General features: G+C 67.4%; 12 protein-coding genes. All 12 read right to left on the bottom strand.

Annotated elements, in window-relative coordinates:
* Positions 1 to 3: 3 nt before the first annotated feature.
* Positions 4 to 798: an acyl-ACP--UDP-N-acetylglucosamine O-acyltransferase gene (lpxA, locus tag TSO352_RS17770; RefSeq protein ID WP_109108646.1), complete on the bottom strand. Its 795-nt coding sequence runs from the start codon at positions 796 to 798 to the stop codon at positions 4 to 6.
* A complete protein-coding gene (gene fabZ / locus TSO352_RS17775; protein ID WP_109108647.1) occupies positions 795 to 1277 on the bottom strand; it encodes a 3-hydroxyacyl-ACP dehydratase FabZ in 483 nt (160 codons plus the stop codon). The genes lpxA and fabZ overlap by 4 nt, the downstream gene beginning before the upstream one ends.
* Before the next feature lie 215 nt (positions 1278 to 1492).
* Positions 1493 to 2134, bottom strand: a complete 642-nt coding sequence (locus TSO352_RS17780) for an OmpH family outer membrane protein (protein ID WP_109108648.1) — start codon at positions 2132 to 2134, stop codon at positions 1493 to 1495.
* 1 nt (position 2135) lies between these two features.
* Entirely contained in the window at positions 2136 to 4475 is a 2340-nt protein-coding gene (gene bamA / locus TSO352_RS17785; protein WP_109108649.1) for an outer membrane protein assembly factor BamA, read from the bottom strand.
* 26 nt (positions 4476 to 4501) lie between these two features.
* The gene (gene rseP / locus TSO352_RS17790) at positions 4502 to 5635 is read right to left on the bottom strand and encodes an RIP metalloprotease RseP (RefSeq protein WP_109108650.1); all 1134 of its coding nucleotides are present in this window, start codon (positions 5633 to 5635) and stop codon (positions 4502 to 4504) included.
* Positions 5636 to 5671: 36 nt separating this feature from the next.
* A complete protein-coding gene (locus TSO352_RS17795; protein ID WP_109108651.1) occupies positions 5672 to 6880 on the bottom strand; it encodes a 1-deoxy-D-xylulose-5-phosphate reductoisomerase in 1209 nt (402 codons plus the stop codon).
* Positions 6871 to 7773: a phosphatidate cytidylyltransferase gene (locus TSO352_RS17800; RefSeq protein ID WP_109108652.1), complete on the bottom strand. Its 903-nt coding sequence runs from the start codon at positions 7771 to 7773 to the stop codon at positions 6871 to 6873. Before TSO352_RS17800 ends, TSO352_RS17795 begins: the two co-directional genes overlap by 10 nt.
* Positions 7715 to 8455 carry an isoprenyl transferase gene (locus tag TSO352_RS17805; RefSeq protein ID WP_109108653.1) on the bottom strand — a complete coding sequence of 247 codons (741 nt, stop codon included), beginning with the start codon at positions 8453 to 8455 and terminating at the stop codon, positions 7715 to 7717. Before TSO352_RS17805 ends, TSO352_RS17800 begins: the two co-directional genes overlap by 59 nt.
* Positions 8456 to 8461: 6 nt before the next feature.
* Positions 8462 to 9019, bottom strand: coding sequence for a ribosome recycling factor (frr, locus tag TSO352_RS17810; RefSeq protein WP_109108654.1), 558 nt, complete (start codon positions 9017 to 9019; stop codon positions 8462 to 8464).
* A 4-nt stretch (positions 9020 to 9023) separates the two neighbouring features.
* Entirely contained in the window at positions 9024 to 9779 is a 756-nt protein-coding gene (pyrH, locus tag TSO352_RS17815) for a UMP kinase (RefSeq protein ID WP_109108655.1), read from the bottom strand.
* Between the two features lie 50 nt (positions 9780 to 9829).
* Positions 9830 to 10762: a translation elongation factor Ts gene (tsf, locus tag TSO352_RS17820; RefSeq protein WP_109108656.1), complete on the bottom strand. Its 933-nt coding sequence runs from the start codon at positions 10760 to 10762 to the stop codon at positions 9830 to 9832.
* Between the two features lie 133 nt (positions 10763 to 10895).
* Positions 10896 to 11681, bottom strand: coding sequence for a 30S ribosomal protein S2 (gene rpsB / locus TSO352_RS17825; RefSeq protein ID WP_109108657.1), 786 nt, complete (start codon positions 11679 to 11681; stop codon positions 10896 to 10898).
* Positions 11682 to 11711 lie beyond the last annotated feature (30 nt).

The following is an 11711-nucleotide window of genomic DNA, read 5'->3' on the forward strand; positions in this document are numbered from 1 at the left end:
GCCTCAGCCTTCGCGCGGCTGGCAGAGGGAGCGGGCTTCCTTGGCGCGGATGAAGCCAAGCACGTCGGAGATCAGCGCCCGGTCGCCAAAATCGCGACCGACCTCCTCGACCCGCTCGGCAAAGGTGCCTTCCGGACCGAACAACATGCGGTAGGCGGCACGCAGGGCGTGGATGTCGTCCTTCTTGAAACCGCGGCGCTCCAGCCCGACCAGATTGAGCCCGGCCAGACGCGCGCGGTCGCCCATCACCAGACCGAAGGGGATGACGTCGTTCTCGACGCCCGACATGCCGCCGATCATGGCGTGGGAGCCGATGCGCACGAACTGGCGCACCGCCGACAGCCCGCCGATGATGACGTAGTCGCCCAGGGTGACGTGGCCGCCCAGCGTCGCGTTGTTCGCCATGATGATGTGGTTGCCAACGACGCAGTCGTGCGCGACGTGCGAGCCCATCATGAACAGCCCGTCGTCACCGACGCGGGTGATCATGCCGCCGCCCTCGGTGCCGGGGTTCATCGTCACATGCTCGCGGATCTGGTTGCGGGCACCGATGACCAGTTCCGACGGCTCGCCGTGGAACTTCAGGTCCTGCGGGCGATGGCCGATCGACGCGAAGGGGTAGATGACGGTTTCGGCGCCGATGCTGGTGCGCCCGTCGACCGCCACATGCGACACCAGCCGAACGCCGTCGCCCAGCGTGACGTCGGGCCCGACGACGCAGAAGGGACCGATGGCGACCCCCTCACCCAGCTTGGCGGCGGGATCGACGATGGCGGACGGATGGATCGTGACGGTCATTTTTCGTCCAGAATCATGGCGGAATAGACGGCTTCGGCGACGAGGACGCCGTTGACCTTGGCCTCGCCCTTGAACTTCCACACGTTGGCGCGCTGGCGCTGCTTGGTGACGTGGATGTGGATGGTGTCGCCGGGGGTGACCGGGCGGCGGAAACGGCCCTCGTCGACCGTCATGAAATAGACCAGCTTGCCTTCGGCCTCCGCCCCCAGGGTGGCGACCACCAGCACGGCCGAGGTCTGGGCCATCGCCTCGATGATGAGGACGCCGGGCATCACCGGGCGCGACGGGAAATGGCCCTGGAAGAAGGGTTCGTTGCTCGTCACGTTCTTGACGCCGGTGGCGCTGTCGCCCAGCGTCACGTCGATGACCCGGTCGATCATCAGCATCGGGTAGCGATGCGGGATCATCTGCATGATCCGCATGACATCGATGTCGTCGATCTTCTTGCCTTGCGCGTTGTTGTCCGCCGTCACGTCCATAGTCCGGCCGCCCGCCTTTCCAAACACAAACCGAGAGGGTTCAGCGTTCCCGTTGAATCGGGAACGGGCACCGATGCCCCGATGGGGCCCGGCGCCTGTTGATTTACACCGCCTTCTTGCCCCATTTCCGCGGCGACCGCAACCGCCGCAACCCCGAACGGACAAAGCCGCCGCCATCCCGCGCGGGATGGCGACGGCCCTGCCCCAAGTCGGGATTACTGCTTCGGAACGTTCAGCGCAACCTGGGGCAACTTCTTGTTCACCCGCTCCATCACCGTGTCGGTGACGTCGAGCTGGGTGTCGACCAGGACGAACTGCTGGCGCGCCAGCACCAGGTTGGCCCCGCGTTCGCGCGAGATGTCGGCAACCACCTCGACCATCGTCTTGTGGACGACGGCCATCGCCTCGTTCAGCGCCGTTTCCAGAACGCGCTTGCGGTTCTGGACGGTCTTCTGGACGTCGGCGACCTGCTTTTCGAAGTCGCGGCGCTTGGCGGCAAGGGCCTCCGGCGCCAGAACGGTCTGCTGCTTGCGCAGCTCGTCCTCGTTCTTGCGCAGCTTGTCCTCAAGCGACGAGATTTCCTTCTGATAGGAATCGCGCAACGCTTCAAAGGACTTGGTGATGCCCTTCGACGCGCTGGATTCCTGCATGATCTTCTGGACGTCGATCACCGCGATGACCGGAGCCTTCAGATCGGTGTGCACCGCGTCGGCCGCCTTGGGGGCGTCGGCCTTCGGAGCCTCGGCCTTGGGCGCGGTCTGCGCCTGGACCGACGTCGCGGCGAAGAGAAGACCGGCGGTCATGGCGACCGACAGGGCGGCGACGCGGAGCGACGCCTTGGACTTGATGGGTTGCATCTTAGAACCTGGTTCCAAAGCTGAAGCGGATGAGTTCTTTCTTGTCGTAGCTTTCCTTGCGCAGCGGCAGCGCAACGTCCAGCCGGATCGGGCCGAACGGGGACTTCCACGACACACCGGTGCCGACCGACACACGGATGGACTCGTCGTCCTTCACGTTCGGGTCGTTGATGTCGGCCTTGCCGAGGGTGCCGACGTCGGTGAAGGCATGACCGAGCAGACCGAACTCCTCCGGCAGGCCGAAGGGGAAGCTCATCTCGACCGACGCACGGGCGTAGCGCGTACCGCCCAGCGCGTCGCCGGTCGAGGTGTCGCGCGGGCCGATGCCGGCGGTGTTGAAGCCGCGCAGCGTGTCGCCGCCGATGAAGAAGCGGTCGCCGAGCGCGACCTTCTGGCCGAGGCCGAAGATGTAGCCGACCTCGCCCGTGGTGCTCAGCACCCAGCTGTCGGCGCCCAGCGGCAGGTAGTAGCCACCGGCCAGCTTGTTGCGCAGGAAGCGGACCGAGCCGCCCAGACCGGCGATGTCGTTAGTCAGGCGGATGAAATAGCCTTCGGTCGGCGTCAGCTTGCTGTTGCGGGCGTCGTAGGTCAGCTCCTGGCCGATCAGCGAGGTCAGGCGCTCACCGCGCTGCTCCTGGATGTACTTCGACGCGGTGGTCGGCACTTCCTCGATCAGCGTGTCCTGCAGCTGGTAATAGACGCGCTGGCGCAGGCGTTCGGTCAACGGGAAGCCCAGGCGCAGCGCGAAGCCGGTGTTCTTCTCGTTGAACGAGCTTTCGTCCTGGTAGTTGTAGCGCGTCCGGAACACGTCCACGCCCGCCGACAGGTCGCGGTCCATGAAGTACGGTTCCGTGAAGGAGAGGTCGTACAGCTGGCGCCGACCGGACAGGGTCGCACCCAGGCGCAGATCCTGGCCGCGGCCGAGCAGGTTGCGCTCGCGGATCGAGAAGTCGCCCAACGGGCCGTCGGAGGTCGAGAAACCGGCACCGATCGAGATTTCACCGGTCGACTGCTCGGCCACGTCGACGTTCACGACGGTGCGGTCGGGGGCGGCGCTCTCCGCGGTCGTGATGTTCACGCGCTCGAAGAAGCCAAGATCCTTGATGCGCTGTTCGGAGCGCTTCAGCTTCGACGCGTTGAAGGGGTCGCCTTCCGACAGCAGCATCTCGCGACGGATCACCTTGTCCAGCGTGCGGACGTTGCCGGTGATGTCGATGCGGTCGACGAAGGTGCGCGGCCCCTCGTTGATCTCGTAGGTGATGTCGATCGAGTGGTTTTCACGGTTGCGCGTGATGCGCGGCCGGACGTCGACGAAGGCGTATTGCAGGTCGCCGACGGCGGTCGTCAGCTTGGTGATGGTGTTCTCCACCTCCTGCGCGTTGTACCAGTCGCCCTCGCTGGTGGTGACGCTGTTCTGCAGCACCGCGGGGTCGAGCTGCTTCAGCGAGGTCTTGATGTCGACCTTGCCGAACTTGTAGCGCTCGCCTTCCTCGATGGTGAAGGTGATGAAGAAGTCCTCGCGGTCCGGCGTCAGCTCCGCCACGGCGGACACGACGCGGAAATCGGCGTAGCCCTCCTTCAGGTAGAAGCGGCGCAGCAGGTCGCGGTCGAAATTCAGGCGGTCGGGGTCGTAGTTGTCGTCCGACGTCAGGAAGCGCCACCACGCCGATTCCTTGGTCTGGATCGACTCGCGCAGCGTGCCGTCGGAAAAATGCTCGTTGCCGATGAAGGTGATGCCACGCACGCCGGTGCGCACACCCTCGTTGATCTCGAACACCAGATCGACGCGGTTCTGGTCGAGCTGGATGATCTTGGGCTCCACCGTCGCCGCGAATCGGCCCTGGCGGCGGTAGATGTCCTGGATGCGCTGCACATCGCTCTGGACGCGGGTCCGGGTGTAGACGACGCGGGGACGAAGCTGGATTTCCTTTTCCAGATTCTCCTTGTCGATGCGCCGGTTCCCTTCGAACGCGATGCGGTTGATGATCGGGTTCTCCGCCACCGTCACCACCAGCGTGTCGCCCTCGCGCTTCAGCACCACGTCGGCGAACAGCCCGGTGTTGAACAGCGCCTTCAGCGACTGGTCGACCCGGTCGGTTTCGAACGGGTCGCCGGGCTGGATCGTGAGGTAGGAGCGGACCGTGGAGGGTTCGATTCGCTGGGTGCCCTCGACCCGGATGTCCCGCACCGTGCCGCCGTTGAACACCTGGGCGATGCCGGAGCTGGCAGCGGCCATCGGCGCCTTCCCGGGCGGCGTGGATTGGGCGTGGGCGACAGACACCGTCGTCATGGCGCAGCCGGCCAGCAGGCCCGCCACCAGAACTTTGCTCGACACCGGCAAATCACGCTCCCTGGCAAGGGGCTGGCTTAGGACACCAGTCCCCGGAAGAAATCGACCACGCGCAATTGAACAAGGTCGTTCCACGTGGCGAAGACCATGAGCGTTAATACCAAGGCCAATCCAATTCGGAAACCGTATTCTTGCGCTCGCGCTCCAAGCGGCCGACCGAGCAGCTTTTCGATGCCGTAGAACAGCAGGTGCCCGCCGTCCAGCATCGGCACCGGAAACAGGTTGATCAGGCCCAGGTTCACTGACAGGAAGGTCATGAACCAGACCAGCGGATACCAGCCGGATTGCGCCACCTCGCCCGACATCTGGGCGATGCGCAACGGCCCGCCCAGCTCCTCCGTCCCGCGCGATCCCTGGACCATCTGGCCCAGCGCGGTGAAGGTGCCGGTGACCATGCCTGCGACTTCACGTCCCGCCTGCCAGACCGCGGTCAGCGGGTCGTGACGCTTCATTCCGACGCTGCCGCGGCTGATGCCGAGCAGCCCGACCTGGTGCGCGTTGCCGAGTCGGTCGGTGATGGTCTGCGACTCCGGCGTCGCGGTGACCGTCATCAGGCGGTCGTCGCGCTTCAGCTCGATCGCCAGCGGCTCGCCCGGACGGATCGAGACGATCTGCCGGATCTCCTCGAAGCGCTGCACGGCGGTGCCGTCGACGGTGACGATCAGGTCGCCCGGCCTGATCCCCGCGCGCTCCGCCGCGCTGCCCGGCTGCACGCCGCCGACGTCGGCGGGCGTGAAGGACTGGCCGGCGGTGGCGAACAGCAGCGACAGGACGACGATGGAAAAGACGAAATTGGCGATCGGCCCGGCGGCGACGATGGCCGCGCGCTGCCCCAGCCGCTTGTGATGGAAGGAGACGGCCCGCTCGTCGGCGGTCATGCCGGTCAGGTGCGCGCCGGGCGTGCTGGCCGGGTCGGCGTCGCCGAACATCTTGACGTAGCCGCCGAGCGGAAGGGCGCTGAGCTTCCAACGGGTGCCGACGCGGTCGGTGAAACCGAACAGCTCCGGCCCGAAGCCGATGGAGAAGGTTTCGATCCGCACGCCGTTGCGCCGGGCCACCAGGTAATGGCCAAGCTCGTGCACGAAGACGAGCACGGTGAGGACCAGCAAGAAGGCCAGCACCGAGGTCCAGAAACCGCCGATAACGTCCATACTACCCTTTGCGCCTTCCAGCGCCTCGAACGCGGATCATCGGCTGCCAACCGCCGTCGCACCGCCGGCCAGGACGCGCCCGGCGGCGTCGCGCCGGGCCTCCGCGTCGGCCTCCCGCACGGCGGCGAGATCGCGCAGCGGGCGGTGGGGCAATGCCGTCAACGTCTCCTCGACGATGCGTTCGATGTCGAGGAAGCCGATCCGGCGGTCGAGAAACGCCTGAACGGCCACCTCGTTGGCGGCACTCAGAATAGTAGGGGCGCCACCCCCGCTTTGCAAGGCGGCGCGGGCCAGCCGCAGGGCGGGAAAGCGGACGGGATCCGGCGCCTCGAAGGTCAGGGTGGCGGCCTTGGTCAGGTCCAGCCGCTCCGTCGGGGTGGCGATGCGGGCCGGCCAGCCCAGCGCGTAGGCGATCGGCGTGCGCATGTCGGGCGTGCCGAGCTGCGCCAGCACCGAACCGTCGACATACTCGACCAGCGAATGGATGACCGACTGCGGGTGGACCAGCACGTCGATCCGGTCCTCCGGGATGGCGAACAGGAAATGAGCCTCGATCAGCTCCAGCCCCTTGTTCATCATCGTGGCGCTGTCGACGGAAATCTTGGCGCCCATGTCCCAGGTCGGATGCGCCACCGCCTGCTCGCGCGTCGCCGTCGCCATGAAGGCGCGGTCGCGGGTGCGGAACGGGCCGCCCGACGCGGTCAGGATCAGACGCGCCACGCTGTCGATCCGGTCGAAATCAAAGACCTGATAGATCGCCGAATGTTCGCTGTCCACCGGCAGCAGCGTCGCGCCATGGGCGCGGACCTCCTCCATCATCAAGGCGCCGGCGCAGACCAGCACCTCCTTGTTGGCGAAGGCGACGATGGCGCCGCGGCGCACCGCGGCCAGCGTCGGCTCAAGCCCGGCGGCACCGACGATGGCGGCCATCACCCAGTCGGCCGGCCGCTCCGCCGCCGCGGCGACGGCCTCCGCCCCGGCGGCGACCTCGATGCCGGTGCCGGACAGCCGGTCCTTCAACTCCGCATAGGCGGTCGGATCGGCCACCACCGCCAGACGGGCGTTGAGCCGCCGGGCCTGGTCGGCCAGCAGGACGGCGTTGCGGTTGGCGGTCAGCGCCTCAACCGGGAAACGCTCCGGATCGCGGGCGACGAGGTCCACCGTCTGGGTCCCGACCGAGCCGGTCGACCCGAGGATCGTCACGCTGCGCGGCGTGTCCGACCCCACTCCCGCCTTTACCACCATGAGAGAACCGTTCCGAGGGTCGCGTGGAACAAGGCCAGCACCGGAGCCGCGACCAGAAGCCCGTCGATGCGGTCGAGAATGCCGCCATGCCCAGGGATGAGCTGGCCGCTGTCCTTCACGTTGTAGCGCCGTTTGACCGCCGATTCGAAGAGGTCGCCGATCTGCCCCACCACCGCGATCGCGGCGCCGACCGGCAGGGCGATGTCCGGGCGGGCCGCACCGGAGACCAGCGCCACCAACCAGCCGACCAGCGCCGCCGACAGCATGCCGCCGATCAGGCCGGCCCAGGTCTTTTTCGGGCTGATGCGCGGCGCCAGCTTCGGCCCGCCGATGCTGCGGCCGGCGGCGTAGGCGCCAATGTCGGTCGCCCAGACCGCCAGCATGGCGAACAGGAACAGCGCCAATCCGATAGTGGGCAGGTCGCGCAGCCACATCAGGCCGACGATGCCGGCCGCGACATAGACAACGCCGAAGCCCAGCAGACCGCGGTCGTTGCCGCCGCCGGCGATCGCGGTGATGACGGAAAAGGCGATGGCAAGCCCGATCGCCGCGGCGGGGCCGGCGGCGATCTGCGCCATCAAAGCAAGAAGGATGCCGAAGGTCGACATCAGCCGCGCCGGCAGCCGGCGCGCGCTGGGAACGAGGTTGCCCCACTCCGACACGGCGACCACGGCGCCGAAGGCGATCAGGGCGTGGAAGACCCAGCCGCCGGCCCAGACGGCGCCCAACACGATGGGCGCCATGACCAGGGCGGACAGCACGCGGACCTTGAGGTCGCCGGCCTTCGACGGCGCCTTGGACGCGGTTGCCGCCGGGTCGCCCGGCGGCGTCGCCTCAGCGGCTGCCGGCTGTGGTGGCGCCGAAGCGGCGTTCCCGTCGGTGGAACTCTTCAATCGCCGCCTCCAGGTCGCGCTTGGTGAAATCGGGCCAGAGGGTGTCCACGAAGACCAGCTCGGCGTAGGCCGCCTGCCACAGCAGGAAGTTGCTGATCCGCTTCTCGCCGCTGGTGCGGATGATCAGGTCGGGATCGGGGATGTCGGCGGTGTAGAGCCGCCCCGACAGCGCCGCCTCGTCGATGGCGTCGGGCGACAGCCGGCCGGCCGCCACCTCCTCGGCCAGCCGCCGGGCGGCGTGCACGATCTCCTGCCGGGAACCGTAGCTGAGCGCCACCACCAGCGTCATCACCCGGTTGCCGGCGGTCAGACCCTCGGCGTTGGCGATCAGGCGGTTGATGTCGTCGGACAGCCGGTTGCGGTCGCCGATCACCCGCAGGCGGACGCCGGCCTTGTGCAGTTCGGCCACCTCGCTGCGCAGGTAAAAGCGCAGCAGACCCATCAGGTCGCTGACCTCTTCCTCCGGCCGGCGCCAGTTTTCCGACGAGAAGCTGAAGATCGTCAGAGTGCCGATGCCAAGCTCGCGCGCCGCTTCCACGGTGCTGCGGACGGCGTCCACGCCCTTCTTGTGTCCGGCGGTGCGCGGCAGGCCACGCGCCTTGGCCCACCGCCCGTTGCCATCCATGATGATGGCGACGTGCGCAGGGGCCGTGTTGGACCGGTTGTCGTCCGCGTCGCGCATTCCGGATCAGACCTGCATGATGTCCTTTTCTTTTTGCGCAAGCGCGTCGTCAACCAGCTTGATGTGCTGGTCGGTCAGGGTCTGCACCTTGTCCGACAGGCCCTTGAGCTCGTCCTGGGTGATCTCGCTGGCCTTCTCGGCGCGCTTCAGCCCGTCCATGCCGTCACGACGGATGTTGCGGACGGCGATGCGGGCCTGCTCGGCGTACTTGTGGGCGACCTTCGCCAGCTCGGCGCGGCGCTCCTGCGTCAGGTCCGGCAGCGGCACGCGGATGACCTGACCCTCGGTCTGAGGATTGAGGCCCAAGCCGCTGTCACGAATGGCCTTTTCGACCGCCTTGGACATGCCGCGGTCCCACACCTGCACGGTGATCAGGCGCGGCTCCGGAACGGACACCGTCGCGACCTCCTTCAGGTGCATGCGGTTGCCGTAGGCCTCGACGGTCACCGGCTCCAGCAGGCTGGACGAGGCGCGGCCGGTGCGCAGGCCGGTCAGTTCCTTGCGAAACGATTCGAGCGCGCCTTCCATGCGGCGCTTCAGATCCGATAGGTCGGGCGCAGCCACGGGCCTACTCCCTTTCTTCCGTTATGATGGTGTGCTTGCCACGGCCCTGCATCACTTCGGCGAAGGCGCCGGGCGTGTGGATCGAGAAGACCAGGATGGGAATGTGGTTCTCGCGCGCAAGCGCGATCGCCGACGCGTCCATCACCTGAAGGTCCTTGGTCAGGACGTCCATGTAGCTGAGACGGTCGTAGTGGGTGGCCGTCGGATCCTTCTTCGGATCGGCGGTGTAGACGCCGTCGACCTGCGTCCCCTTCAGCAGACCGTCACACCCCATTTCCGAGGCGCGCAGCGCCGCGGCGGTGTCGGTGGTGAAGAAGGGGTTGCCGGTGCCGGCGGCGAAGATCACCACCCGGCCCTTTTCCATGTGACGGACGGCGCGGCGCCGGATGTAGGGCTCGCACACCGACGACATGGGGATGGCCGACTGCACGCGGGTGATGACGCCCATCCGCTCCAGAGCGCTCTGCATCGACAGGGCGTTCATCACGGTGGCGAGCATGCCGATGTAGTCGGCCGACGCGCGTTCCATGCCGCCCGCCGCACCCTTCACACCCCGGAAGATGTTCCCCCCGCCGATGACCAGACTGACCTGGACGCCGAGGCCGATCACCGTCTTCACCTCGTTGGCGATCCGGTTGACCATCTCGGGGTCGAGGCCGTAGTCGCGCTGACCCATCAGCGCCTCGCCCGACACCTTGAGAAGGACCCGCTTGTAGCGGGTCTCCCCGACCGGTGCTGTGGTCCCGGTGGTCTCGGCCATGGGGGGAACGCTCCCTTGCTGTTTCGGAATGCGGTGGTCGGCGCGGACCGTCAGGCCTGGCCGCCGGCGGCGGCGGCGACTTCGGCGGCGAAGTCGGACTGGGCCTTCTCGATGCCCTCGCCCAGGGCGAAGCGGGCGAAGGCCGTGACCTTGACCGGGGCGCCGATGTCCTTGGCGGCGTTCTCGACCACCTTGCGGACCTTGGTCTCGCCGTCGATCACGTAGGTCTGCTCGAGCAGGCAGACTTCCTCGTAGAACTTGCGGACGCGGCCTTCGACCATCTTCTCGATGATGGCTTCCGGCTTGCCCGAGGCGCGGGCCTGTTCGGCCAGCACGCTGCGCTCACGCTCCAGCGACGAGCTGTCGACGTCGGCGATGTCCAGGGCGTCCGGACGGGCGGCGGCGATGTGCATGGCGACCTGCTTGCCCAGATCGGCCAGCTTGGCGGTGTCGCCGGTCGACTCCAGCGCGACCAGCACGCCGATCTTGCCCAGGCCCGGCGCGATGGCCGAGTGGACGTAGCTGACCACCACGCCGGCCGAGACCGACAGGGTGACGGCGCGGCGCAGGTTCATGTTCTCGCCGACGGTGGCGATCAGGCTGGTCAGCTCGTCCTGCGCGGTGTGCGCGGTGCCCGGATAGGCGGCGGCCTTCAGGGCCTCCACGTCGCCGGCGCTGGTCAGGGCCAGTTCGGCGCAGGTGGCGGCGAAAGCCTGGAACTTGTCGTTGCGGGCGACGAAGTCGGTCTCGGCGTTCACCTCGACGACGGCACCCTTGGTGCCGGCGGTGGCGACGGCGACCAGGCCTTCGGCGGCGACGCGGCCCGACTTCTTGGCGGCGGCGGCAAGGCCCTTCTTGCGCAGCCAGTCGACGGCGCCCTCAAGGTCGCCCTGCGTCTCGTTCAGCGCCTTCTTGCAGTCCATCATGCCCGCGCCGGTCTTCTCGCGCAGTTCCTTGACGAGCGAGGCGGTAATCTCGGCCATGTTGCGCCCTCTTCTTTCCAAGCGATCCGGCAGGCGGATCGGATTGAGTCACAAAGTCAAAACGGGTGGCAACCCATAAAAAAGGCAGCCGGGCCATAGGTCATAAGGCCCGGCTGCCCTTCAACCGTCAGGGTCAGGCCTGAGCGGCGGGCTCGGCAGCGACCTCTTCTTCCGGCAGCTGCTCGGCCGGAGCGTCCTCGGCGGAACCGACGTCGATGCCGGCGGCGCTCATCTCGGCCTGCAGGCCGTCAAGCACGGCGCCGACCGTCAGGTCGCAGTACATCTCGATGGCGCGCAGGGCGTCGTCGTTGCCCGGGATCGGGAAGGCCACGCCGTCCGGATCGGAGTTGCTGTCGAGGACCGCGATGACCGGGATGCCCAGCTTGTTGGCTTCCTTGACCGCGATCGACTCCTTGTTGGTGTCGATGATGAAGATGACGTCCGGCAGGCCGCCCATCTCCTTGATGCCGCCCAGCGCGCGCTCCAGCTTGTCGCGCTCGCGCGTCAGCTCCAGGACTTCGCGCTTGGTCAGGCCCGAGGTGTCGGCGCCCAGGCGCTCTTCCATCTCGCGCAGGCGCTTGATCGACTGGGAGATCGTCTTCCAGTTGGTCAGCATGCCGCCGAGCCAGCGGTGGTTGACGTAGTACTGGCCGCACTTGGCGGCGGCCTCGGCGATGCGCTCCTGGGCCTGGCGCTTGGTGCCGACGAACAGGACGCGGCCACCGCCGGCGACGACGTCACGCACGGCCTGGAGGGCGCGGTGCAGCATCGGGACGGTCTGTTCCAGATCGATGATGTGCACGCCGTTGCGCACGCCGAAGATGTACTGGTTCATCTTCGGGTTCCAGCGGCGGGTGTGGTGACCGAAGTGGACACCGGCCTCGAGCAGCTGGCGCATGGTGAAGGTGGGCATGGTCATGTGGAAAAAATCCCTTTTTCCGGTTGCTCC

The sequence above is a fragment of the Azospirillum sp. TSO35-2 genome (assembly GCF_003116095.1).
Classification (GTDB): domain Bacteria; phylum Pseudomonadota; class Alphaproteobacteria; order Azospirillales; family Azospirillaceae; genus Azospirillum.

Coding starts and splice junctions, on each gene's coding strand:
- lpxA (WP_109108646.1), bottom strand. CDS start 798: ATGACCGTCACGATCCATCCGTCCGCCATCGTCGATCCCGCCGCCAAG.
- fabZ (WP_109108647.1), bottom strand. CDS start 1,277: ATGGACGTGACGGCGGACAACAACGCGCAAGGCAAGAAGATCGACGAC.
- TSO352_RS17780 (WP_109108648.1), bottom strand. CDS start 2,134: ATGCAACCCATCAAGTCCAAGGCGTCGCTCCGCGTCGCCGCCCTGTCG.
- rseP (WP_109108650.1), bottom strand. CDS start 5,635: ATGGACGTTATCGGCGGTTTCTGGACCTCGGTGCTGGCCTTCTTGCTG.
- TSO352_RS17795 (WP_109108651.1), bottom strand. CDS start 6,880: ATGGTGGTAAAGGCGGGAGTGGGGTCGGACACGCCGCGCAGCGTGACG.
- TSO352_RS17805 (WP_109108653.1), bottom strand. CDS start 8,455: ATGCGCGACGCGGACGACAACCGGTCCAACACGGCCCCTGCGCACGTC.
- pyrH (WP_109108655.1), bottom strand. CDS start 9,779: ATGGCCGAGACCACCGGGACCACAGCACCGGTCGGGGAGACCCGCTAC.
- tsf (WP_109108656.1), bottom strand. CDS start 10,762: ATGGCCGAGATTACCGCCTCGCTCGTCAAGGAACTGCGCGAGAAGACC.
- rpsB (WP_109108657.1), bottom strand. CDS start 11,681: ATGACCATGCCCACCTTCACCATGCGCCAGCTGCTCGAGGCCGGTGTC.